The sequence below is a fragment of the Clostridia bacterium genome, from assembly GCA_016887505.1.
Classification (GTDB): domain Bacteria; phylum Bacillota; class TC1; order TC1; family UBA5767; genus UBA5767.
In genome coordinates, this window is sequence record CP069393.1 from 2,269,272 (window position 1) to 2,294,626 (window position 25,355).

Below are 25,355 nucleotides of genomic sequence, written 5' to 3' on the forward strand. Positions count from 1 at the left end.
AAGGGGTTAAAGACTGGACACGCATAAGATGATATATGGTCGGCTATAGGGGCAGAAGGCTGATCAGGTAGCCGCCCGCGACGAGGCTTAGGGTATTGGCAAGCAGAACATAGAGGACTCTTCTTAGCGTACTCTTTTCTTTAACAACGTGTACGAAACTGATCAATTCAGCAAGGTAGACAAAGATTTCTCCAAAAACAAGGGCAAAGACAATGTAGCTACCCAGCAATTGGTGACTTCCCAACCAGATGTTTAAGATGCCTTGGGTTATCAGGTTTATAAAGAGAAAGAAGGTCCAAGACTTATATTCTCTAAAACCAAAGAGAAAAAAGACGAGGGCTTCTAGTAGGAGCGTAAAGCTGACTCGAAGGCCAACTAGTTTTGCAGATCGAAAAGGCGCTTTCCCGGGTGTCAAGGTACCCTTCTCCCAGTCCAAGGTGTAGATATTGTTATAGTGGTTGGGAGGGTCCTCAATCTTGATGCTGCTTTTTTCTCCATCCAGGCTCATGGTGATAAGATAGGCCCCCTCGTTTTTTAGGGAAGAAGCATAGAAACTAAAGTATTGTTCTAAAATCTTATCGTCAGTTCTTGCTTCGATGACTTGGTCTCCGACGGTTAGGGTCAGCTCTAAATCATCAGGCGGATTTTTTGTAATGATGGTAATGGAGGGTGGTTCTGCTGAATTTGCTAGGCAAGGTATCGTGGGGCAAATAAGCAGGAAAACCAGGGAAACCATCAGTAGAATTTTTGTATATTTTTTCATGCTATTTTCCTACCTGGTCGTCTCTAAACCCTAAGTCGCTCAGAATCGTTACGGCAGTAGATACAAAACTATCTTCTGCTCCCCAAGAAAATTTAAAAAGAGGACCTTGTCCGCCGCCAGAGCCAATCATATCTGCTGTGACGTAGTCTCCAATTTGGTTAAGCATAAGGCTTAGGCTGGCTCTGTTGCTAGCCCGCATGAAATATTTTTCGAACACAAGCAGCATACTGCTGCAATTGCCTTCATCTCTTTTTACAGAATCCACCAACTGACAAGAGATGGCGCTTTTTTGCATTTCCCGGGTGATAGTTTCAGCAACCTGGTTTAGGTCACCGTGTGCTGACATGGTGCGTGTTGACATGGTAATCCTCCTTAACAGTGTATTAGGCTGTCTACGGTTGAAGAGACCTTATTTCGACCAGAGAGTACATCAATTTCTAAAAGAAAGATTGACTTTACGAGTTCTGCTTTTGCACTCTTAACTAGTCTTTCGCAGGCAGCTAAAGTTCCACCGGTAGCCAGTACATCATCTACGAAAGCCACCCTAGAACCTGCGGGCAGTGCATCGATATGCATTTGCAGTTCGTCGTTTCCATATTCTAGTCCATAGGCTTCTCGAAATGTTTGACGAGGCAGTTTTCCGGGTTTTCTAAGTGGGATAAATCCAGCGCCGGCGCTGTAGGCGACGGCGGTACCGAAGATGAATCCTCTGGCTTCTGGGGATACGATATAATCTACATCTTTTAGCTCTCCAGCCATCCAATCTACGGTGGCTTTAAAGCCATCCTTGTCTCGTAACAGTGGTGTGATGTCCTTGAATACGATTCCTTTTTGGGGAAAATCTGGCACATCGGTAATCAAATCTTTCACGAGTGTGTGTAATTGTTGTTTGGTCATAGTCCCTCCCATTACTCATAATACGATACCTAATTATACCTGAATGACAGCAAGGTATCTCGTTTTCTACTAAAAGTATAAGAGATAATAAGACAACAGACCATATATTTTCCACAAATATTGATTTCTTTGATATAATCTAGTCGATTGATAAGGAGATATAATGAGAAAACCGAAGGCTGACTTAGCGAATGAGCGAATCCCGAAATTAATATTACAACTAGGTCTACCGGCCACGGTAGCCATGCTGGTGAACGCCCTATATAACCTGGTGGATACCATCTTTTTGGGACGTTGGGTGGGCTCAGAAGCGATTGCGGCTCTGACGGTCGCCATGCCCTTGCAGAACTTGATGACGGGCATTGGTCTTTTGACGGGTGTCGGTGCGGCATCGATGATTTCTAGAAGCCTTGGTGAAAACCGGGTGGACCGTGCGGATCTGATTGCCGGCAATGCTTTTTTGTCGGTGGGAATTCTGGGCACGGCGCTTGCTGTGATTGGACTACTATTTATGGATCCCATTCTCCGGCTGTTCGGTGCATCGACTTCCATTTTGCCGTACGCTAGGGAATATATGCGGTATATTTTTATTGGGTGGATTTATGTTCCCATGGTCATGAGTGCAAACAACATTGTGCGCTCCGAGGGGGATGCCAAGACCTCTATGAAGGCGATGCTGATTGGAACCGGCTTAAACCTAGTCCTAGATCCCATTATGATTTATCTACTGGACATGGGTATTCGTGGGGCAGCCATTGCCACAATATTTTCCCAGTTCTGTGCCTTTTTGTATCTTTTGAACTATTTTTTACGAGGCAAAAGCATGGTCAAAATCAGCCTAGAGTATATGAAGCTGAAATGGTATATTATGTGGGAGATGTATGCGATCGGGATGTCATCCTTTGCCAGACAGCTGGCTGCTTCTGGCGTAGGTATCATTATGAACCAGGCCCTGGTTGTCTATGGCGGGGACATTGCTTTGGCAGCATTTGGCATCATGTTCCGGGTGCATATGTTCATATTCATGCCCTTGTTTGGCGTAGTCCAGGCCATGCAGCCAATTTTAGGATTTAACTATGGGGCTAGGAATTTTAAAAGAGTCAAGGAATCCATTTTGTACTCCACCATTATTGTGAGTGCGGCGGCTACTTTGGGGACGATGTTGATTCTCTTTTTCCCGCAAATTCTGGCTGGAATCTTTACCAAAGAAGCAACTTTGATTCAAGAAGGCTCCAGAGCCCTGCGGGTAGCAAGTATCTTTATTCCTATCGTGGGTATACAGATTATATCTTCGGTGGTATTCCAGGCCCTAGGTAAGGCCGGCCCGGCTCTATTTTTGGCCCTGTTTCGCCAGATTATCCTAACGATACCGATGGTACTGATTCTTCCTAGATTTTTTGGCTTAACGGGCGTATGGATGGTCTATCCTTGTTCGGATATTATTGCAGTTGCGGTTTCTGCCTACATGTTGCTTAGAGAAATCAAAGTGTTGGAAAAAGAATTATCGCCAGTTGTAGTATAGAGGCTGCAGGGGCTTTGTAATGCGCTATATGGATTGTTGTACAGATAAGATGGCTTTGCCAGAATTGATTTGCATCCGTCCTATTTATGAATGTACGTGAGAAATGAGGAAATATGCAAACGAAAAATAAGGAAAGAAAGCTTGCCATAGCCATCTTGGCTTTGAGTGTATCTACCTTTGTAACAGGCTCCGCCATTTCGCCAGGCCTAGGAGAGATTCAGGCAGCGTTTCCGGGAGCGAAGCATCTGTATATCCAGATGCTGGTCAGCCTACCGGCCATGTCACTCGTCCCGGCCAGTATACTCGCGGGACTCTTTGCAGGACGAATCGGTAAGAGAAGATTGGCAATATGGGGTTCCGCCATCTATTTAGTCAGTGGCGTGGGTGCGGGACTGGTGAACAGTATTGAAATGATGCTTCTGTTTAGGCTCTTTATTGGCTTGGGTGCAGGTGTACTCCTTCCCTTGTCGCTAAGCCTGATTTCAGATTTTTACCGGGGCAAACAAAAAGCCATGTTGACTGGCTATATGACAGGTGTCGCTTCGCTGGGTGGTATGCTCATGACCATTGCGGCGGGCTTGTTGGCAGCACTTCATTGGCGTCTAGTTTTTTTGGTCTACTTGATCATGCTGCCGGTACTAATAATGAATATCTTTTGGCTTGAGGCTCCACCGAGGAACCAGGAAAAGGTGAGAATCCCCAGGAAAAAGGTTGTGCCAATCATTTCCTTCTATTGCTTTGCCTTGACGGTATTACTTTTTTCTCTGCCCGTATATATGGCGGTACACATTCGGGATATGGGACTGGGCGGGTCTTTTGCTTCGTCACTGGTGTTGATTATGCCCAATTTGGGAGGCGTCATCATGGGTAGCCTTTTTGTACCCACCCGGAGTGTATGCAAAAAACAGACGGGACCTTTGGGGCTCTTGTCGCTTGCGGCAGGCTTTTACCTGATGTCCATCGCGCTAAACCTTCCTTTCATCATCTTGGGTGCCCTCTTGTTTGGTTTGGGGGTAGGTATCCTCAACCCCATCAATTACTCTAGGCTTGTCAACGCTGTGACTTCTGACGAGGCGCCCATCAGTGTCGCTTTGACCAATTCATTTATGAGCCTTGGTCAGTTTGTGGCACCGCTATTTTATGGAGGCTTGGGGGCCCTAGGTGTTGTGAGCACGGTTCCTACGATATATGGATTCAATGCACGCTTGGCCCTGGTATTGGCGATATTGTTTGCCGTGAAAAGGAAGTTTTTTACAGATGATAACTATGGAAAAGACCTTTGTGAACAAAAGTAAAAGATTGTAAACAATACATAAGAGGAAGCTTGTAGGGAGATATTGTAGAAGGGTGTAAAAAGAAGCTAGGGTGTGCCGCTGTTATGCGGCACACCCTAGCTTCTTTACTAGTTATTGGCAGATTGTTTTGTTTAGCGGAGTGGTTCTGGTTTTGCAAAATAGTATCCTTGTATGGTATAGCAACCAATACTGCTTAATAGATCATTTTGCTCTTTGGTTTCAACACCTTCTGCCACCAACTCTAAACCGAACTGTTCAGATAGGTAGACAATGTTTTCCAAAAGCAGTTGGATGTTATCGTTTATGCCAATCTGATCAATAAATGATTTGTCTATCTTTAGTTCATCCAGTTCCAATTGAGTCAAATAATATAGGGAGGAATAGCCGGTTCCAAAGTCATCTAAGGACATCTTTATGCCAAGGTTTTTCAGGTCACTTAAAATTGGAATTATGCTATTCATACATTGAATCAGGATGTCTTCCGTAATTTCAATGGTCAATCTGTGTTGGGGTACCTGATATTGTTGTAGGGCCTTTCGTATGTTTTGCACGATACTCGGGTTCATAATGTGGGTTGGCGATATATTGATAGAAAAATGAATGTCCTCATTGTATTTCTTTTGTAAAGCACGAAAGTCTTTGCAGGCCTGTTCAATCACAAAATTGCCAAATTGAATGGATAGATTTAGAGATTCAATAATTGGAATGAATTCATAGGGGGAGATGAATCCAAGCTTTTCATCATAGAGCCTGGCCAGTGCTTCTACGCCCACGACCTGGTGGGTTCTTGAATCATATTTTGCCTGATAATATAACATGAATTCTTCATTTTCTAAGGCATGGACTATGGTATTCTTGATGGTTTCCTTACGGTGCAATTCTATTTTAAGCTTGCTGTCGTAGGATATGAGGGATTGTATGTTCTGGGTCTTGGCATAAATCAAGGTTAATTCAGTGCGTTGATAGCATTCTTTGAATGTTTCTTCACCATAATGGTATTCGGCATATACGGCATAGAATTCCATTTTCTTTTTCAAAGTCATGCTTTGGTTGCCGAAATCGTTCATCAGGGATCCAAAGTAGGAGGGCAGATCTGCTTCTGAAATATTGTCTAGCCAGATGGCGAACTCGCTTCCGCCAGTTCTGGAAACGACGGCATGCTCTCCTGCTAGGATATGTAAAACAGTGGCTATTTCGTGCAGTGTCTGGTCACCTACGGTTTGGCCCAAGGTTGAATTGATTAAGTTTAAGTTTTTGAGACTAAAAAGCAGAATAAAACCATTTCGCTTATGATCATCAATCATGGCCATGGCGTCTAGTTTGAATTTATATCGATTGGGTAATTTGGTCAGTTGGTCGTAATAAGCCAACCAATTGGTGATTTCATTGGATCTTTTCAGTCCGTCCATATTTTCAATAAGATAATTTTGTATTGCTTGGACAGAAATCTGCAATACGATTAACACGAGTATAAAACCGGAAAGCTGCAGTCCCCAGGTTAAAAAGGGGGTAGTCATATCTTGACTTGGATTTATGAAGATGGAATAAAAGGCTAGGATGAACATCAAACAGAGTGTAGCGATGGAAATGATAAGACTTTGCTTGCGTTGGAGAAATAAGACTGCGATTATATTAGTCAGAATGAACAAGATGCTAAAGGCGCTGCTAAAGGAACCACCAATATAGGAAGCAAATCCAACAAGCGTGGTAACGGCGAGCATTATAAATATTTTGTAGGAGGTCTTGAATTTCTTGGCAAACAAAAAGAACAGCAAAAGAACGAAACTTGCCATGAGGTTGACTAAGGCATACCAAACAGGAAGGTCTGCAATATATAGGATAATGGACGAGACAAAGGAGATGACGGAGGTCACGCCTAGAATCCGGTTAATGCTACTATCTATTCTTTGTTGAATTAAACCTATATGGTCTTTCATATATTTACCTCTCCTTACCTAGGTCCATTATAACTGAATTTAGGTGTAAAGAATAATGGGGAAGCCATGGAATCCATATTCTTCTTTAAGGCATAGCCAAATTGAACAAAAGACGCACCAAGGTTGACAGAGAAACGAATTCTGAACAAATGGATATCACTATTCCTATTGAATATACTATCCTATTTGGGTTGCCATTGGCTAGCCCTTATATGGTTGTTTATGTATTCTTTTTGCTCTAGGAGTAGTGGAGCTGGACAAGGTACTAGGAAAAAGTGTGAAAAAAGAGATTCGGTGCAAAACTTATGTTGTTAAACAACTTGGGATTTGGTTGACCCCCCGTACCTTTTCTGTTAGTATTTCTGTGTATTAGGGAGGTTTAGAAATGGCACGAGTAGGTATAGTAATGGGCAGCGATTCCGATTTGAGAATCGTGAAGAAAGCTGCTGATATATTGGAAACGTTCGGTATCGAATACGAGGCAATTATTGCTTCAGCGCACCGAGTACCGGCAAAGGTAGAGGAATATGCTCAGAAAGCGGAGTCCCGTGGTATAGAAGTGATCATTGCGGCCGCTGGCATGGCGGCTCACCTGCCGGGCGTTATTGCGGCGCAGACGGTCATACCTGTAATCGGGTTACCCATTGAGGGAGGAGCCCTTTCTGGTGTGGATGCGCTCTACAGTATTGTCCAAATGCCCAAAGGTATTCCGGTGGCTACAGTAGGCATTGGAAACGGACAGAACGCAGCCTTACTGGCACTGCAGTTCTTAGCGGCAAAAGATATGGAAGTGAGAAACCAACTGAAAGAATACAAGGAACAGATGAAGTTGGAAGTCAATAAGAAAGACGAACGTTTGCAAAAGTTTGGTATTGAGGGTTATCTTAAAACCAAATAGAGGATTTTTGCGGCCAAAAACCCAGGTCTTAGACCTGGGATGTTTTTTTTCAAAGGAGGATATTAGGATGATAGAACGGTATACGCTAAAAGGGATGGGCGACATTTGGACAGATGAAGCTCGTTTTCGGAATTGGTTGAAAATAGAAGTACTGGCGTGTGAGGCTCAGTGCAAGCTGGGTTTGGTGCCAGAAGAGGACCTGAAAAATATTCAGGAGAAGGCGGATTTTGACGTAGACCGCATCGGTGAGATTGAAGACGTGGTTAAGCATGACGTGATTGCCTTTCTGACTGCTGTAGGTGAAAAAGTAGGACCTTCTTCCAAGTATATTCATTTGGGTATGACTTCATCGGATATTTTGGACACAGGCTTATCCATGCAATTGGTCAAAGCCAGCGATATTCTCATGCAGAAGCTAGAAAAATTACGCAAAGTTTTGGCCCAAAAAGCCATTCAATACAAGTACACCATTGAGGCCGGAAGATCGCACGGTGTGCATGCCGAACCGATTACGTTTGGTTTAAAGATGGCCCTTTGGACCATGGAAGTAGACCGGGCGATTGAAAGATTGGAGCAGGCTAGAAAGACCATTGCTGTGGGACAGATTTCTGGTGCGGTGGGAACCATGGCCAATGTTGACCCCAGTGTGGAAGAATACGTATGCAAGAATTTGGGCCTAGAACCAGCCCTTATTTCTACACAAGTAATCCAGCGTGACCGTCATGCTCAGTATATGACGACCTTGGCTGTGATTGCCTCATCATTAGATAAGTTTGCAACGGAACTTCGTGCCTTACAAAAAACGGAGACCTTGGAAGTTGAAGAAATGTTTAGCAAAGGTCAAAAAGGTTCTTCGGCTATGCCTCACAAAAAGAACCCTATCACGGGAGAGCGGATTGCTGGACTCGCTAGGGTTATTCGTGGCAATGCGCTAGCAGCGATGGAAAATGTGGCCCTATGGCATGAAAGAGACATTACACATTCTTCTGTTGAACGGATTATCTTACCTGACTCCACCATTTTGTTGGACTACATGTTGGAAAAGACGATTGGGCTGATCGATAACTTGGTAGTTCACGAAGACAATATGAAGAAGAACCTAGATATTACTTTGGGCCTGATGTTTTCACAAAAATTGATGTTGGCGTTGGTGGCACAAGGCATGATGCGGGAAGACGCCTATGCTTGGATCCAAAAAAATGCCATGGAGACCTGGGATACCAAGACACAGTTAAAAGAATTAATCCTGCAGGATATGGACATCATGGAAAAACTATCTGTTGAAAAGATTGATGAAATCTTTGACTTTGATGCCTATTTGGTAAATATTGATTATCTGTTTAAACGGGCTGGATTGGAATAGTAGCAAGGAGCTATAGACTAAGGAAACAGGGGGATTTAATCATGCAAAAAATGGAGCAACTGTACGAAGGAAAAGCGAAAAAGGTATTTCGTACAGACGATGAAAAGGTATATTGGATTGTTTACAAGGATGATGCTACTGCTTTCGATGGTAAAAAAAGAGGCACCATCAAGGGCAAGAGTTTTTACAATAACCAGATTTCTGCCATTATGTTTAAGTATCTTGAGCAACACGGCCTCGAGACCCATATGGTTGAACTGCTAGATGATGTGGAGATGCTGGTAAAGGCTGTAGATATTATTCCCGTGGAAGTCATTGCGAGAAATATCGCGGCTGGTTCTTTGGCCAAACGGTTGGGCCTGCCGGAAGGCACCGTGCTTGCCAAACCTATACTGGAGTTTTGCTATAAGTCGGATGAACTGGGCGACCCTATGATCAATGAGTATCATATTGATGCCATGGGCTATGCAACCAAAGAAGAGATGGCTGCCATTAAGGAACAAGCTTGGAAGATTAATGAACTGATGGTGGACTACTTTAAAAAGTTGGATATTACGTTGGTGGATTTCAAGTTGGAGTTTGGTCGTTATGAAGGCCGGGTAATCTTAGCGGACGAAATTTCTCCTGATACTTGCCGTTTCTGGGATAGCAAGACGGAAGAAAAGCTGGACAAGGACCGTTTTCGCCGTGATTTAGGAAAAGTGGAAGAAGCCTACCACGAAGTATACACACGGGTGAAAGGATAGAATATGACCCTGTACCTAGAGGATAAACCCAATGATGAATGCGGAGTATTCGGTATTTATGGCAAGGGCGTAGATGTAGCAAAATACACCTACTACGGACTATATGGTCTGCAGCATAGAGGACAAGAGAGTGCCGGCATCGCCGTTTCGAATGGGGAAAAGATAGAACTGTACAAAAACTTAGGATTGGTAAGTGAAGTCTTTGATGAGCGCATTCTTAGCAGTCTCAAGGGACATATTTCGGTAGGACACGTGCGTTATTCTACGACTGGGTCCAATTCAGTAATCAATGCCCAGCCCTTGATGTTTAAATATTTGCAGGGAAGCGTGGCCATTGCGCACAATGGAAATTTGACCAATGCCCAGAAGATGAGAAATTCACTGGCCCATAATGGCTCTGTATTCCAGAGCTCAAGCGATACGGAAATCTTTATCAATCTGATTGCCCAATACGGCCAGGATACCATTGAAGATGCTCTGATGAAGTGCATGATCGATATTAAGGGAGCGTATTCGCTGGTAATTATGACGGAGAGCAAACTGATTGGTGTGCGGGATCCTCATGGAGTGAGACCACTTTGTATCGGTAAGAGGGGCGATGCCTATATCTTATCGTCTGAAAGCTGTGCCCTGGATTGTATCGGTGCAGATTTTATCCGGGATGTGGAACCGGGCGAAATTGTGATTATCGACGATGATGGCATTCGTTCTTCTAAACCCATGACGGAGCGCAAAAGAGCACTCTGCGTGTTTGAATTAGTCTATGTGGCGAGACCAGATAGCATTATTGATGGGATTTCGGTCAATAAGGCTAGAAGAGAAATGGGCAAACAGCTCTTTAGGGAGTTTCCCATTGAGGCAGATTGTGTGGTCCCTGTGCCAGATTCAGGCATTGCCGCAGCCATTGGCTACTCCGAAGAATCCGGTATACCCTATAAGTTTGGTCTTATGAAGAACCGCTATATTGGACGGACCTTTATTCAACCCACCCAGGAACTTAGGGATATTGCGGTTTCTTTGAAACTAAATCCCATCCGGGAGGATTTGGAAGGACAAAAGGTAGTGTTGGTCGATGATTCCATCGTGCGTGGCACTACTTCTAGAAAGATTGTTAAGATGCTTAGAAAAGCAGGTGTGAAGGAAATACATCTGATGGTTTCTTCGCCGGAAATTGTTTTCCCTTGTTACTATGGTATCGACACTTCGGACAAAAGTGAACTGATTGCAGCCAATATGAAGTTGGAAGAAATCAGAAAATCCATTGGCGTAGAATCGCTGCATTTTATTTCACTGGATGGCATGCTGTCAGCCTGTGAACGAGATCCAGGAGATTTCTGTGCGGCTTGTTTCAATGGAAAGTATCCCGTAGAAGTGACCGACCAAAATATCTGCAAAGATGAACTAGAGGGAGGCAAGGTATGAAAAAACTGACGTATGCTGAGGCGGGCGTAGATATTGACGCTGGTGCCGAGACGGTAGAAAAGATTAAGGGACACGTTAAATCCACCTTGCGCCCAGAATGTATGGGCGACTTGGGTGGCTTTGGTGGTGCCTTTGCACTAGATAAAGATAAGTATGAAGAACCGGTGCTCATCTCTGGAACCGATGGAGTTGGAACCAAGTTGAAACTGGCCTTTTTGATGGATAAGCATGATACGATTGGTATTGATGCAGTAGCCATGTGTGTAAATGACATCCTGGTACAGGGAGCAGAACCTCTGTTTTTCTTGGACTACTTAGCTGTGGGCAAATTGAATCCGGACCAAGCGGAACGTGTGGTTGCTGGTATCGCAGAAGGTTGTCGCCAAGCCGGTTGTGCCTTGATTGGCGGAGAAACGGCAGAGATGCCTGGTTTCTATCCAGCGGGGGAATATGATGTGGCTGGCTTTAGTGTTGGCGTGGTAGATAGGAAAAACCTGATTACGGGTGACGATATCGAAGCGGGAGATGTGATCTTGGGTCTTCCGTCAACAGGACTCCACTCGAATGGATTTTCTCTAGCGAGAAAGGCCCTGCTAGGAGACGAGGAAGAGCACCAAAAAGAAGCGCTCTCTCTTTATGAGGAGTCTCTTGGTTCTACTTTGGGAGAAGCAATGTTGCGTCCCACTCGCATTTATGTGAAACCGATTCTAAAGTTGATGCAGAAGGTAAGGGTGAAAGGTCTAGCCCATATTACGGGTGGTGGCCTAACCGACAACGTTCCCCGCATTCTTCCCAACAGTTTGGATGCCTTGATTGCGCGCGACGTATATCCAGTCCCTGAGATATTCAATCTAATAGCCGAGCGTGGCAACGTGGACAGAGATGAGATGTACCGGGCCTTCAATATGGGTATCGGGATGGTTTTGGTGGTATCTTCTGAAGATGCTGACCAAACGGTCGCCTTGCTTGAAAAGGCGGGAGAAAAAGTATATACCTTGGGTAGCATCGCTGCTGGAGAAGGACGTGTGGTCTACCGATGAAAATAGCTGTACTCGCTTCTGGACGAGGTTCAAATTTGGAATCTCTTCTTCAAGCAGAAACGGAAAACCGGCTAGGTGGAGCAGAAATAGGCTTGGTCTTTTCCGACCAGCCCTTGGCTCTAGCCCTAGAAAGAGGTAGGGCCCACGGTAAGAAGACAGCTTGCTTGTCTCCAAAGGACTTTGACAGCAAACAGGCCTATGAAAAGGCCCTGGTCTTGTTGCTAAACAAAGAGAAGATTGACTTAGTCGTACTCGCAGGGTATATGCGGATAACAGGAGAGGGATTGTTGAGTGCCTATGGCGGGCGCATGATTAACATTCATCCGTCATTGCTGCCTAGTTTCCCGGGGCTCGACGCGCAAGCCCAGGCCGTTTCCCATGGTGTCAAAATTTCTGGCTGCACGGTCCACCTGGTGGATGCAGGTATGGATACGGGACCCATCATTGCGCAAAGAGCCGTACCAGTCTATGCCGAGGATACGGAAGCGGAACTTAGTGCTCGGATTCTATTGGAGGAGCATAAGCTTTTGCCTCAGGTTGTATCTTGGATTGCAAGGGGCAAGGTCTTGTTAGCGAAAGAGGCGGTTCGCTTTGTGGACGAAAAGTCCCTGTAAGGTTTGAAAGTAAGGAAGGATTTAAATATGAAAAGAAGAGCGCTGCTTAGTGTGTCGGACAAAGAAGGTATCGTAACACTTGCAAAAGAATTGGTTGCACTCGGATATGAAGTGCTTTCGACAGGTGGTACCTACCGTGAAATAGAGAAGAATGGGATTGCTGTGACGAAGGTGAGTGATGTAACGCAGTTCCCTGAAATCATGGACGGACGTGTAAAGACCTTGCACCCTGCCATCCATGGGGGCATCCTAGCTAGGCGGGAAAAAGGACATATGGCGGAGGCTGAAAAGCATGGCATAGGACTGATCGATATCGTGGCGGTAAACCTCTATCCGTTTGAAAGCACCATTGCCCGCGCGGATTGCACCTATGACCTGGCAATTGAAAACATTGATATTGGCGGGCCGACCATGGTGCGTTCTGCAGCCAAAAACCATCAATATGTGAATATCTTAGTTAATCCGGCCCAGTATGGACCCCTAATTGATGCACTGAAAAAAGATGGTGAGACTAGCTTGGAATTCAGAAAGCAACTAGCCCTAGAAGCTTTTTCCCATACGGCCCAGTATGATGCACTCATTTCTGGCTACCTTAGTCGTATGGCTGGTTTGGATATGCCAGAGCATTATTTTCTGGTTGGCCAAAAGATTGCTGACCTTCGCTATGGTGAAAATCCACATCAAAAGGCTGCCTTCTATGCTGAAAAGAAAGCCGGCCTAGCTAATGCCAAGCAGTATGGTGGTAAGGAGCTATCCTTCAATAACTTGATGGATTTAGAGGCCGCTGTAAATATGGTGCAGGAATTTACAAAACCAGCCTGCATGATTATTAAACACATGAATCCTTGTGGTGCCGCCTTGGGGGAGAATTTGCTGGAGGCCTATAACAAGGCTTATGCCTGTGATCCAGTATCTGCTTTCGGCAGTATCGTTAGTTTCAATGGAAAGCTTGAAAAGGATACGGCGGAGCAAGTGGTCAAGACCTTTGTGGAAGCAGTCGTGGCTCCGGCCTACAGTGAAGAAGCAATTGATATATTAAAAACCAAGAAGAATTTGCGGATCATGGAAATGGATATGAGCATTCTAGACAAGGAAGTGGACGTGAAGAAGGTTGCCGGTGGATTTTTGGTACAAGAAAAAGACCGGGAATTATTGAAAGACGATATAGAATGGGTGACTGAAAAACAAGCAGATGAAGTTGTGGAAGATGATCTCTTGTTTGCTTGGAAAATGGTCAAGCACATTAAGAGCAATGCCATCGTATTGGTTAAGAACCTAGCGACCATAGGAATTGGACCAGGACAGACCAACCGAGTTGGTGCTGCTAAGATTGCGCTTGAACAAGCTTGTGAAGCAGCGGAAGGCAGTGTACTAGCCTCCGATGCCTTTTTCCCCTTCCGGGATACCGTGGATACCGCAGCCGATTATGGTGTGGTAGCGGTGATTCAACCGGGTGGTTCCATTCGCGATGAGGAGTCTATCGTTGCCTGTAATGAGCGTGGCCTGGCCATGGCCTTCACGGGTATGAGACACTTCAAACATTAGGAGTTGGTTATGAAGATACTGGTAATAGGAAGTGGCGCTAGGGAACATGCCCTAGTGTGGAAACTGAATAGTTCTAAGCAGGTGGAAGAAGTATTTTGTGCACCGGGCAATGCCGGCATCGCCCGCGAAGCGAGTTGCGTAGATATTGGGGTAGAAGATATTGATGGACTGCTTTCCTTTGCGAAGGAGCAGGAAATTGACCTTACGGTGGTTGGACCGGAAGCACCTTTGATGTTGGGGATTACGGAGAAGTTTCAAGGAGAAGGTCTGAAAATATTTGCACCTTCAAGTGCTGCTGCTGCCATTGAAGGCAGTAAGGATCTAGCAAAGGGCTTGATGCTGCGTGCCAATGTCCCGACTGCTGACTATGAGACGTTTGAAGAACTAGACCGTGCGCTTGCCTACGTTAAGAAAAAAAATCGACCCTTTGTGGTTAAGGCGGACGGGCTGGCTGCAGGAAAAGGTGTAGTAGTAGCACAAAGCGTTGAAGAAACCTTAGATGCCATTACAGATATGCTCGAGGGCGGACGTTTCGGTGGTGCTGGTGCCAAAGTAGTCGTTGAAGAAGTCCTGCAGGGGCCTGAAGTCAGTGTTCTTTGTTTTACGGATGGTAAGAGTGTCCGTCCCATGGTTTGGGCACAAGACCATAAACGGGCCCTAAACGGGGATAAAGGTCCCAACACAGGCGGCATGGGTGCTTTTTCACCTCCTAAGGAATTTACGGAAGAATTCCAACAGCAAATTTTGGAAACCGTGTTGGAGCCCATCGTGAAGCAGATGGCTGCAGAAGGACGTACCTATGTGGGCGTTTTGTATGCCGGTCTAATGTTGACACCTATGGGCCCCAAGGTACTAGAGTTTAATGCACGCTTCGGAGATCCTGAGACGCAGGTCGTATTGATGCGTCTTGAATCGGACCTAGTGGAGATTATGCTTTCTTGTATTGAAGGTACCTTGCACACGAAAGAAATTCTTTGGAGCAAAAAGAAAACCTGTGGCGTGGTATTGGCATCCGGTGGTTATCCAGGAGCCTATAAGAAGGGCCTTCCGATTGCAGGCTTAGAAGACAATCCGGCTACCCTAGATGAAAAGGATGTGCTGGTCTTCCATGCAGGAACCAAACAGGAGGGTGATCAGGTGGTAACGGCTGGCGGTCGCGTACTTACGGTCTGTGCCCAGGGTGATGCGCTTTCTGTGGCGGTAGACAAGGCATATGCTGCCCTGGAGGAGATTTCCTTTGAGGGTATGGCCTACCGGACGGATATTGCACAAAAGAGTTTAGCATAACCTAAAATTGGAAATATATAGATACCAACACTCCTACGATTTGTGGGAGTGTTTTTTTTTGAAAAAAATAGATTTAAAGAAGGAAAAAGAGGAAGTGTGTAGAATCAAGTAAGTGATAAAGTCATTGGATGACTTTATCACAAAAGAGGAAGGATAAAATAGATGAGAATTACAGGTAAAAGCAGATACATTGAGACCAAGGAAGTCTTGCTGGATCTGATTGGAAGAAGTGATTATCCAGGAAATAAGCTTCCTTCTGAGGATGTGCTCTCTAAGATGCTAGGGATTAGTGTGGCAACGGTACGAGAAGCTCTCAGACAATTGAACCGGGAAGGATATATTACCAAAAAACACGGAAGTGGAAACTATGTGCATCAAAGTGCAATCGATTTATCCATGCGGATTGATGTAAATACGAGTTTTTTTGAGCTTTTGAAGGAAAAATATCCAGATGTATATTCGCAGCAAACTCCCTTTCGGGTGGCGATGTGTAGCCCGCAGGAGGCCAAGATGCTTGCGCTGGATCAAGTGGAAGAGTGCTTGTTCTATGACCGTTTTTACTATGTTAATGGTAAGAAATTGGCCATATTTGCTACCAATGCCATACCAGCAAGCTCTTTTACTGGCGATGTAGCGGACTTGCAGGAGTCGGATAACACCTTGTCCATTATGGATTTTATTTGGGATCACTGTTTGGACGAAATGGTTCAGACCGTGGTATATATGGAACCTGTAAATGCAACAGAAAAGATTGCCAAGCTGATGGACATCGAAGCAGGCCGGGCTACGGTGCAATGGAAAGAAGTATTCTACAACGTATACGATAGACCGGTTGGTTTGTCTCATGCCAGGTTTAATCCAGATTTAGTAGATATGACTTTGCTGATTAAGTGGTAATGGGAGGCTCCAAAATGAGTAAGAAGAGGAACAAAAAAATATTGGTATTGGGCGCGGGCATCGTAGGTGCATCGGTCGCCTACAATCTGAGTAAGGCTGGATACGCGGTGAACATCGTGGAGAAAGAGAGTCCCTGTGCTGGTGCTAGTGGGGCTTGCAACGGAGGCGTCAGTTATTTGGGCAAGACGGATACAGCCTTGGATATAGCCTTGCAGAGTTTGAAGTTGTATCAAGGCCTTTCAGAAGAATTGCAAAGAAAGGTAGAAATTGACCAAACCCGGGATGTAATTTTATTAGGAAGAGATGAAGAAGATGAAAGACTGCTAGAAATCTTGGTAGAGGCTGCCCTGGACAAGGGGCTTGCAGCGAGCATCAAAAAGAAAAGTGAGTTGAAAGCCTACCTGCCAATGGTTAAAGATACTGTGCGTCTGGCTGCGGTTGCGCCTGGCGGTCTCCAAGGTATTGTGAGTCCATTTTCTGTCACCTATGCTTATCTCGATGCGGCGAAGGCTCTGGGAGCAACCTACACCAAGGCAGAAGTCTTGGAACTTCATGTAATGGCTGGAGATTTAAAAGGGGTGGTAACCACCGAGGGTATTTTAGAAGCAGATGCCGTGGTGAACTGTTTGGGTTATGCGGCAGACCAGATTTGGAAAAAACAAAATATTAATCTAGGACTGGTACCGGTTAAGGGGGTTGTGCTGGTCACAGAACCATACCCCAAGCTTTTTCCAGGCAATCTTTTAAATGCAGATTTTATGAAAAAGAATCCACCGGAGATTTCACTCGCCGTGGAACAGACCTTGGATGGCAATCTCTTGATTGGTGCTTGTAAGCTGCGAGAAGATAGCACGACGGAGGTTTCGGCAGATCTACCGGGAAGAATTGTACAAAATGCCATGAGCTACGTGAACGGCCTAGAAGAGCTTTCCATCATACGGTCTTTTTCTGGCATCCGGCCACAACGAGATGAGGGAGCGTATATAGATGGTACTAGTATGCAAGGTGTGTATGCAGCAGTAGGATTCGGAGGAGCAGGGATTACACTGGCACCCTATGCTGGTGTTCGAATAACAGAAATCATCAAGGAGGAACTATGAACAACGGAGCGATTATGAACCTGACGCTGGTGACCATGAACCCTTCACGGGACGTGGTAACAGATGGCGGCATCGTATGGGAGGATGGCAAGATCATCTATGTGGGTCCTTCCTTTAAAGTTAAGCAACTGGCTAAAGCTAAGAACTTTGAGATTGAGGATGGACAAAAAAAGATTTTGTTTCCAGGCATGGTCAACAGCCATATGCATCTTTTCCAAAACCTGTTAAAGGGTTTGGGTGCAGATTTAGATTTGGAGACCTGGTGGCCGAGTACCATCAAACCGGCCGCGACGGCCATTCGTGCAGAACATGTGGCTGCGGCTGCGACGGCTGGCACGATGGAGTCCATTCGGGGCGGTGCGACGACGCTGGTGGACTATATGTATGCTCATCCCGTAAAGGGGCTAAGCCAGGTGACCATTGATGCGGTCAACAAGGTTGGTGCCCGCTTGGTCTATGCGCGCGGTTTTCGCAATACTGGCGCAGCACACGGCTTCCCCGTGGAGTTGATTGAAAAAACAGCAGATGTGTTTGATGAGGTAGTGAGCCTTACAAAGCATTACCAAAAACAAGAAGATATGGTGCGGTTTATGGTGGCGCCGGCGGCAGCCTGGGCAGTCGATGCTGAGGGACTGCAGGATACTAGAGATTTTGCCAATGCGACCGGAATCCCCATTACCATGCATATGTTTGAGACAGATACAGACAATGTAGTCTGTCGCGAACGCTACGGCATGAAGGACGCCATAACCTTCTTTGAAAAGACCAACTTATTGGGTGACGATCTCCTGGCAGTCCATGTCGTTGCAATTGGAGATCGGGAATTGAAGGCTTTTAGAGAGCACAACGTAAAAGTGAGTCATAACCCGATGGCCAACATGTACCTGGCTTCTGGTATTGCCCCCGTGACAGAGATGCTAGAGAGAAATATCTGTGTTTCCCTGGGAACAGATGGCGCAGCCAGCAATAATTCTACAGATATGTTGGAAACCTTGAAGATGACGGCACTCTTACATAAGGTGGCAGCGAAGGATCCTACGGCCATCACGGCCAATAAAGTGTTGGAGATGGCAACCATAGATGGTGCACGTGCGATTGGTATGGAAAACCTAATTGGTTCCATAGAGGAAGGAAAACGGGCTGATTTCTTTTTATTTGACCCGGATGCCTGTGGCAAGTCTAGCCCCTGTCATGCTCCGGTAGCAACTTTAGTTTATTCATCAGGACAAGCATCTATTGTTAAGGTAGTTGTCGATGGAAAAACGATTATCAATGACGGCGATTTTGTCGAGTTTGAGGAAGGCGAGGCATACCAGCACCAAAGCGAGATGGCGAGAGATCTGGCGAGTCGCGCAGGTTATCCTAGAGAATTTCTTGAGCGAGACTGGAAATCATTTGTATGGTAAGAAACTTATTCTAAGGAGGAAATTATGAACGAAACAAAGTATCCTTTGTTTGTGAAAGCGGACGTGGATGCCTTCTTTGGACTCCTATCGGACTCCATCGCTAAGGTGCTCATTATCATCGGTGTTATGATTTATTCTTTCAATGCGCCTGCTTCACTAGTCTACGGCAGAGTGCTGCCGGGTATTGGTATTGGAACCGCAGTTGGTGCCTTCTTTTATGCCCATCAGGCTAAAAGACTCTCGCAAAAACTGGGCCGCATAGATATTACGGCACAGCCATATGGCCTATCTTCCACCCACGTGTTCGTTTGGTTGTATTCCATTATGGGCCCTGTCTACTGGACCACAGAAGATCCAGTGCTGGCCTGGCAGATTGGTCTGGCAGCCTGCGTTATTGGTGGTGTGATTGAAATGTTGGGTTCCCTCTATGGTGAATGGTTGAGAAAGATTACCCCTAGAGCTGCTCTACTGGGTTCCCTAGCAGGGGTAGCCATTACCTATGTAGGACTTTCAGCTATGCTGGATATCGGGAGCATTCCGAGTGTAACCTTGATTCCGGTCATGCTGGTGTTTATTGGCTTCTTTGCCAAAGACAAACTGCCGTTCAGCCTTCCCGCTGGTATCGGCGCTGTACTGGTTGGAACCATCCTAGCCTGGCTGTTTGGCTATAAGGATATTACTGGTCTGGCTAGTTCTTTCGAGTACACCAGTGTATATTTCCCGATACCTGTAGTGGGAGATATTGTGAATGGATTCAGAAATATTGGACCGTTTTTGGCGATTGTTATCCCCATCGAATTGCATAATACGCTGACCACCTTGCAGTCTGTAGAATCAGCCAATGCAGCAGGAGATCCTTACAATGCCAAAGAGACCATGATTATGGACGGTCTTGGAACTTGTGTGGGCGCTTTATTTGGTAGTCCTTTCCCCACGACAGTCTACATTGGTCACCCAACTTGGAAAGAAATTGGAGCAGGACGCGGCTACATGATTCTAGAAGGTTCATTTTATCTACTTATGGGTCTGACTGGTTTAATGGGCGTGGTAAATGCCATTGTTCCTTACCAAGTTGCCATGGTATTTTTACTTTTCATTGGATTGACCCAAGGGGCCCAGGCCTTCAACAAGTCACCCAAACGTCATGCACCGGCAGTCTGGTTTGCAGTCTTCCCGGCAATTATTGCTTGGAGTGGCAAGTGGTTGGCTAAGCTAGGTGAGGCAGATGCCATTGATGCTATTTCCCCAACCTTCCGTTCAGTAGGAAATGGCTACATCGTAATTTCCCTGATCTGGGGAGCCTTGTTGGCCTTCATCATTGATCGCCGCTACAAGGAAGCAGCTGTGGTAGCAGCCGTAGCGACAGTCCTGTCTGCGATTGGATTTATCCACGCTACAGAGCTAGGATTCTTCTTTACTGGTCTTTGGACCATTGGTTATCTTTTTGTTACAGTTCTGTTGGCCGGCTACCATGTATGGCAACAGAAATCGGAAAATGCTCAACCTCGCATTGAAGCAGGAAATGAGGAAGTAGCATAATAGGAGCTTGAGCCTGGAGGACAGACGAGAGTCTGTCCTCCCTTTTATATGCTAGTTATTTGGGATAAGCCTTGTTCAGTAGATAACAGAAGGCATATAATGAAAAAAACGGAAGAAAAGGAAGAATATGAAGATTACATTTTTGGTGGACAGCAATACCATGATTGATCAGTACTACCAAGCAGAGCCGGCCCTTTCCGTATTGGTGGAGTCAGAACAGAACCGTATACTTTTGGATACGGGTTATTCAGGTGCCTTTCTAGCCAATGCCCGTGCACTGGGAATAGATTTATGTGACTTGGATTGGTTGGTATTGTCCCATGGGCATTTTGACCATACTTGGGGATTGCCTCACTTGATTCGCTATTATACAGAGGAAAGAATAAGGGGTAGAAAGGTTGAGGCTCCGACTATTTTAGCGCATCCAATTGCGCTTGAAGATAAGATTTCGCCTGAACTTGGATCAATCGGCTCATTTTTTAACAAGGAAACCTTGCAGAGATTCTTTCCTGTCAAACTGAGTAGGGAGCCTATGTGGCTTACGGATAAAATTTTGTATATGGGTGAAATTCCAAAACAGCTTTCGTTTGAACAAGGAAGAATAAAAAACCAACGCCCCGACGAAGATGGTACTTTGATACCAGACGATATCATTGACGATACTTCCCTTGCATTGCTGACCAAAGACGGACTAGTGCTCTTAACGGGCTGTGCCCATCGTGGGGTATGTTCGACGCTAGCTAGGGCGATGGAACTGACGGGGGAGAAGCGGGTTGTAGATATCTTGGGAGGTTTCCATCTCCTAAATGCTTCCGAGACGCGACTTAGGGAAACGGTGCGCTTTCTTACGCAAGCAGGCCTTACTCGCATGAGCCCATGCCACTGTGTAGACCAAAAGGCAAAGTGTGTGCTGGCAAATGCATTCGATTTGCGTCAGATTGGTAGTGGCCTAAGTGTAGAATGGGAATAGAAGTAGGATGCTTAGCCTGAACCATCTTGGTCTTAGATTGGATCTATTTGCTGGAAAAAGGAAGAGTGAATCGAACAAAAAAAGTGTCAGCGTATTGAAGGAGAGTATCTTCTTATGCATAATGTTATAGATTTAGAAAAAATCTGACACAATCTTGTAACATTCTTGCATTGACTTTAAATTTTGTGACAGCTAATATTAGTATATAACATATCTTTGTAGGATTATGAAAGAGGGAAGCCAGTGAAATTCTGGCACGGACCCACCACTGTGAGCGCTTCGGCGTAAGTCAGATACCCGCCTGCAAGGTATGCAAGTTGTTTGGGGAACGAAGCAATTGTATGCATATTGAAGGCGCATTGTCGTCATATCAAAGGATACAGACCCGCTTCGGGTCTTTTTTTATAGCCAGAGAACATCATTTGGAAGGAGTACGTTTATGATAAGAGGAAGAAAATGGTTGGCAGTTCTGCTTTGTATCTTACTGGGAATGACTTCAGTACCTGGGGCTGCGCTAGCAGGCACCCGGGATACGAGCTATGATGCAAGTGCCCAGCAGTTCGCCGAGGAATTATTCAATTCGCATAGCGAAACCGGTGTAGTATCCTTCGCAGATATTGGGGGATTCGACCTAGGCTCGGTGCTCGGATTGTATTTTGCAGATGTTGAGGTAGGAAAGTGGTCGCATGAGGATCTTAGTGTGGCTGAGGCTGCCTATGATATGACGGCGGAGAATTCCAAGGAACTGGCAAACCAGTATATGGCCCAGTTTCTAATCGATAATCCGGCCTACCAGGATCTGGATGCCCTAGCAGCGCAGTTGAAAGAAAACTTTGATGTTGGCTATGATGAAGATGGATCCCAGGCAGGATTTTTCTATCCTGGTGCTTACGGTCAATGGGGAAACATGGATTGCCTTGATCGTTTGGCCATGACCGATTGGCATGAGAGGGTATCACTCAGTCAAGGCGAAATGGCGTCTATTGTGGAATATGTTCTTTCTCTTGCGATTGCGGATGGAGAACAAGGCTTTGGCGCTGGATACGGTACAGACTATAAGATGACAGCCCAGGCTCTGCGCATTCTGTATGTTTATGGCTCCTTATTGGATTATGACCAATATACTTCATTGGTAGATCGTGCTGATGATGCTTTGGATAGAGCCCTTCTTTGGATGGAACAAGGTTATTACCAGGTTACCAAAGAGGATGAAACGGTCAATGTACCCTACTTGCAAACGGATGGCAGTTTAAAAGGTGGAGATTGGGACATCCCGGTCATAGACACAGGAGAATATCTGGCTACCTTGGATGTGCTTGGCTTTTCAAGTAGTGAAATTATAGATCGGGTTGAAGGGGAATTGACTCTGGAAAATGGGGCAAATCCTTTACACTTTTTGAATACCCAATCTCCGGCGGATTTGGGAAATATGCAACAGGTTGAGACCGCCTTGCGAGGTCTACTTGCTGTTGGAGCATATGTTGATGATACTGTCGAGATGAATATTCAACTAGATACGGTTGGCAGTGTAAGCTTGGAAGAACTCGCTGTAGGCGAGTCGGTTTATCTAAGGGCTTCAGGTGATACCCTATCTGGTGAAGTTATTGATCTTACGGTAGATTCAGACTATCTGGTGGAATCTCCTGCCTTGGGGCATGTTGATAAGGACCTGACTACGGCTTGGTTTACTAGGGATAGTTTACTAAGTGGCCGGCTTCAGGTGGAGAGTCCGGAAGGATACAGCGATGAAATCGAGCTGTCTCCTGTTTCGGTATGGGTGCGGGTAGAGGCTCCAGACTATACGCTGCAGCCATTCGTAGAAGTAGATATCCAGGATGCTGCCAGTTACCAAGAGGTTATTTCTCTTTGGGCAGACCAGTATGGTCATGAAGTTTCTTTTGATGAATTTGGAAATATCATTCTTGTCGACGGCATTTCACCAGTCGGTGTGAGTGCAGATGCGGGCTTAGCATTGTGGGTTCCAGTAGATGAACGCGAGAGTTACCATGACGGCGATCGATTGGTTCTTTCCGGTAACTCCAGTGTTCGAAGTGCTGAAATTGAATTAGATGCATCACAAGCTCTACCTGGAAAGCTAGTCACGGCTACCGTACAAGATGCACTTTCAGAACCGGTTGCTGTAGCAGAGCTTGTTTACTATGACGAAGCACACAGCGAGACGCCATGGACCGTAGGGTTAACCGACGAGAGTGGGGAACTTGATTTTTCAATACCGAGCAAAGGAAGGTATTGGGTGGCGGCCTCTAAGCCTGCTGCAGAATCAACACCTGGTATTGCCCGTACTATGCCTGTGGAACTACTAGTAGGTGACGCAGTTGAAGTTAGAATTGAGAGTCCGAACTATACCATTGAGCCAGGGGAAACCGTGATTATTGAGGCTGGCGTTGACTATGTTGGGGTATTAGAGGCTTGGGCAAGTGCTGCACCAGATAGAAATATTGTGGTGGAAGGACTATCGATTAAGAGCATTGAAGGGGAAAGCGAATCAGGCTTGTACTGGATGGTGGAACCATGGCAGGCAGACGGATACAGTGATGGAGACAGCTTGATTTTTTCTGGCAATACGAGTACCCGACAAGGTGAAATATCAGTATCCGATGATAGCATCTATGAAGGAAAAACCGTGGAGGTCTTGGTTACAGCAAGTGACCTACCGGTAGAAGGTGCGGAAGTAATCTACTACACCAGCAGCGATAGAGAAACACCTAGTATTGCTGGTCTGACCGATGAAGATGGCAAGCTAAGTCTAAGTTTGACTGACCGGGGTACTTACTTTGTGGCGGCAGACAAGGACAATACGGCGAATTGGCCAGATCCTGACAATGGCCTTATCCGGACAATACCGGCCCAAGTTGAGGTTAGTAAAAAAGATACGGATGATGACAATGATGGTATCCGCGTTTCTGTTAAAGTGAACGGACAGGATGGTCGCCTGTATAGTGGCACAGTGAGCCTAGCATCATCAGATAAGTATGGAGAAACGCCTCTTGGTGCTTTAGCCAAGACGGGATTATCCTATTCGGCATCGGGTGGCTTTGTTAAGCGCATCGAAGATGAATCGAACCTAGGGCAGAATGGCTGGATGTTCAAGGTGAACGGGACCATCCCCATGGAAGCAGCAGATAGCTTTGATTTGGATAATAGTGATGTCTTGGAATGGTTCTATTCAGATGATTTGAGTGCGCTCGATGAAATAGATTCAGATGACGATGAGGACGTTGAATATGAGGAAGCGGAGGTTCTTCTTGAAGGCGCAGAAGCGAGGATAGAAGACTGCGAAGGCGGAAGAATTCTAAGACGCGAACAAGTAGGAGATGCGACCAAGATAGTTTTATCGGGAGATGACTTTGAGTTGATCTTGCCGGTGGAACTGTTTGGAGACAAAGAAGTAGTTCGGTTCTGGGTTCGTGCGGCGGCAGATGACACACAAGAGACCTTGGGAAAACAGTTGAAAGCCCAAAAGGGAATCTTTTCTGCCAACTATCCCTTGCTTTCATTTACGTTTGAAATAGGAGACGGTGAGGATTTTGAACCACTAGGCTATTTGAGTAAACCGGCAAGCTTGAAGGTGCTTGGAACGGCAGGCCTTGGAGACTTGGTAGGCTTGATGGTAGAAGATGGTCAAATGGGTACGGTGCAGATTTCTTTTGTTCCCTACCTAGATGAGCAAAAAACCATAATGCTAAATCATTTTAGTGATTACTCAGTAGCAAGCTACTACAAGACCAATGAGTTGACCATTGCGATTGGTGAAAAGGAATTCACCCATAATGGTGAACAAAAGAGTATGGACGTAGCACCTTTTATCCAGGATGGTAGAACTATGGTGCCGCTTAGATTTTTGGCGAATGCCTTTGGAGCCTGGGTCGGTTGGGACGCAGAATTGCAACAAGCTAGTGTAATGCTAGCAGATGAGCGTGTCAGCGTAGTGATAGATGAACCCATTGAAGGTTTCGATACCGAAGCAGTAATGCTCGATGGTAGAACCTTTGTGCCCCTGTCCTACATCAATGCATTTTTCGATGTGGAGTCGATTTGGCTTCCAACAGAGAAAAAGGTCATGATGGAGCGACCGGTTCTGGAATAGGGTTGT

Annotated in this window: 20 protein-coding genes and 1 riboswitch; of the genes, 16 read left to right on the forward strand and 4 right to left on the reverse strand. The window is 45.7% G+C overall.

Going from position 1 to position 25,355, the window contains the following annotated elements:
* Nucleotides 1-43 precede the first annotated feature (43 nt).
* Genes JR334_10835 through JR334_10845 form a run of 3 tightly spaced genes read right to left on the reverse strand, consistent with a single transcriptional unit; the run spans nucleotide 44 to nucleotide 1,660 of the window.
* Nucleotides 44-763 carry a hypothetical protein gene (locus tag JR334_10835; protein ID QRN85427.1) on the reverse strand — a complete coding sequence of 240 codons (720 nt, stop codon included), beginning with the start codon at nucleotides 761-763 and terminating at the stop codon, nucleotides 44-46.
* 1 nt (nucleotide 764) lies between these two features.
* Nucleotides 765-1,124 (reverse strand): hypothetical protein, encoded by a 360-nt coding sequence (locus JR334_10840; GenBank protein QRN85428.1) that lies wholly within the window; start codon nucleotides 1,122-1,124, stop codon nucleotides 765-767.
* An 11-nt stretch (nucleotides 1,125-1,135) separates the two neighbouring features.
* The gene (locus JR334_10845) at nucleotides 1,136-1,660 is read right to left on the reverse strand and encodes an adenine phosphoribosyltransferase (protein ID QRN85429.1); all 525 of its coding nucleotides are present in this window, start codon (nucleotides 1,658-1,660) and stop codon (nucleotides 1,136-1,138) included.
* 163 nt (nucleotides 1,661-1,823) lie between these two features.
* Here JR334_10845 and JR334_10850 point away from each other — a divergent pair, with 163 nt between their 5' ends.
* The gene (locus JR334_10850) at nucleotides 1,824-3,182 is read left to right on the forward strand and encodes an MATE family efflux transporter (GenBank protein ID QRN85430.1); all 1,359 of its coding nucleotides are present in this window, start codon (nucleotides 1,824-1,826) and stop codon (nucleotides 3,180-3,182) included.
* Nucleotides 3,183-3,295: 113 nt separating this feature from the next.
* Nucleotides 3,296-4,477: an MFS transporter gene (locus JR334_10855; protein QRN85431.1), complete on the forward strand. Its 1,182-nt coding sequence runs from the start codon at nucleotides 3,296-3,298 to the stop codon at nucleotides 4,475-4,477.
* Nucleotides 4,478-4,608: 131 nt separating this feature from the next.
* Here JR334_10855 and JR334_10860 read toward each other — a convergent pair whose 3' ends face one another.
* Nucleotides 4,609-6,414: an EAL domain-containing protein gene (locus JR334_10860; GenBank protein ID QRN85432.1), complete on the reverse strand. Its 1,806-nt coding sequence runs from the start codon at nucleotides 6,412-6,414 to the stop codon at nucleotides 4,609-4,611.
* 385 nt (nucleotides 6,415-6,799) lie between these two features.
* Here JR334_10860 and purE point away from each other — a divergent pair, with 385 nt between their 5' ends.
* From purE to JR334_10930, 14 genes are all read left to right on the forward strand, one after another.
* The gene (gene purE, locus JR334_10865) at nucleotides 6,800-7,312 is read left to right on the forward strand and encodes a 5-(carboxyamino)imidazole ribonucleotide mutase (GenBank protein QRN85433.1); all 513 of its coding nucleotides are present in this window, start codon (nucleotides 6,800-6,802) and stop codon (nucleotides 7,310-7,312) included.
* Between the two features lie 67 nt (nucleotides 7,313-7,379).
* Nucleotides 7,380-8,675 carry an adenylosuccinate lyase gene (locus JR334_10870; GenBank protein ID QRN85434.1) on the forward strand — a complete coding sequence of 432 codons (1,296 nt, stop codon included), beginning with the start codon at nucleotides 7,380-7,382 and terminating at the stop codon, nucleotides 8,673-8,675.
* Nucleotides 8,676-8,716: 41 nt separating this feature from the next.
* Nucleotides 8,717-9,421, forward strand: a complete 705-nt coding sequence (locus JR334_10875) for a phosphoribosylaminoimidazolesuccinocarboxamide synthase (protein QRN85435.1) — start codon at nucleotides 8,717-8,719, stop codon at nucleotides 9,419-9,421.
* A 3-nt stretch (nucleotides 9,422-9,424) separates the two neighbouring features.
* A complete protein-coding gene (locus JR334_10880) occupies nucleotides 9,425-10,843 on the forward strand; it encodes an amidophosphoribosyltransferase (protein ID QRN85436.1) in 1,419 nt (472 codons plus the stop codon).
* Nucleotides 10,840-11,883 (forward strand): phosphoribosylformylglycinamidine cyclo-ligase, encoded by a 1,044-nt coding sequence (locus JR334_10885; GenBank protein ID QRN85437.1) that lies wholly within the window; start codon nucleotides 10,840-10,842, stop codon nucleotides 11,881-11,883. Before JR334_10880 ends, JR334_10885 begins: the two co-directional genes overlap by 4 nt.
* The gene (locus tag JR334_10890) at nucleotides 11,880-12,497 is read left to right on the forward strand and encodes a phosphoribosylglycinamide formyltransferase (protein QRN85438.1); all 618 of its coding nucleotides are present in this window, start codon (nucleotides 11,880-11,882) and stop codon (nucleotides 12,495-12,497) included. The genes JR334_10885 and JR334_10890 overlap by 4 nt, the downstream gene beginning before the upstream one ends.
* Nucleotides 12,498-12,524: 27 nt before the next feature.
* Nucleotides 12,525-14,042, forward strand: coding sequence for a bifunctional phosphoribosylaminoimidazolecarboxamide formyltransferase/IMP cyclohydrolase (purH, locus tag JR334_10895; GenBank protein QRN85439.1), 1,518 nt, complete (start codon nucleotides 12,525-12,527; stop codon nucleotides 14,040-14,042).
* 9 nt (nucleotides 14,043-14,051) lie between these two features.
* Nucleotides 14,052-15,329, forward strand: coding sequence for a phosphoribosylamine--glycine ligase (gene purD / locus JR334_10900; protein ID QRN85440.1), 1,278 nt, complete (start codon nucleotides 14,052-14,054; stop codon nucleotides 15,327-15,329).
* Between the two features lie 162 nt (nucleotides 15,330-15,491).
* Nucleotides 15,492-16,226, forward strand: coding sequence for a GntR family transcriptional regulator (locus tag JR334_10905; GenBank protein QRN85441.1), 735 nt, complete (start codon nucleotides 15,492-15,494; stop codon nucleotides 16,224-16,226).
* Between the two features lie 14 nt (nucleotides 16,227-16,240).
* Entirely contained in the window at nucleotides 16,241-17,326 is a 1,086-nt protein-coding gene (locus JR334_10910; GenBank protein QRN85442.1) for an FAD-dependent oxidoreductase, read from the forward strand.
* On the forward strand, nucleotides 17,323-18,732 hold the full coding sequence (locus JR334_10915; GenBank protein ID QRN85443.1) for an amidohydrolase: 1,410 nt from the start codon (nucleotides 17,323-17,325) through the stop codon (nucleotides 18,730-18,732). Before JR334_10910 ends, JR334_10915 begins: the two co-directional genes overlap by 4 nt.
* A 24-nt stretch (nucleotides 18,733-18,756) precedes the next feature.
* Nucleotides 18,757-20,271 (forward strand): hypothetical protein, encoded by a 1,515-nt coding sequence (locus JR334_10920; protein QRN85444.1) that lies wholly within the window; start codon nucleotides 18,757-18,759, stop codon nucleotides 20,269-20,271.
* A gap of 127 nt (nucleotides 20,272-20,398) precedes the next feature.
* Complete coding sequence (locus JR334_10925) at nucleotides 20,399-21,241, forward strand: MBL fold metallo-hydrolase (protein ID QRN85445.1); 843 nt, start codon at nucleotides 20,399-20,401, stop codon at nucleotides 21,239-21,241.
* Between the two features lie 203 nt (nucleotides 21,242-21,444).
* A riboswitch (cobalamin riboswitch) is annotated at nucleotides 21,445-21,561 on the forward strand.
* Nucleotides 21,562-21,680: 119 nt separating this feature from the next.
* The gene (locus JR334_10930) at nucleotides 21,681-25,349 is read left to right on the forward strand and encodes a DUF4430 domain-containing protein (GenBank protein ID QRN85446.1); all 3,669 of its coding nucleotides are present in this window, start codon (nucleotides 21,681-21,683) and stop codon (nucleotides 25,347-25,349) included.
* The last annotated feature ends 6 nt before the right edge of the window (nucleotides 25,350-25,355 follow it).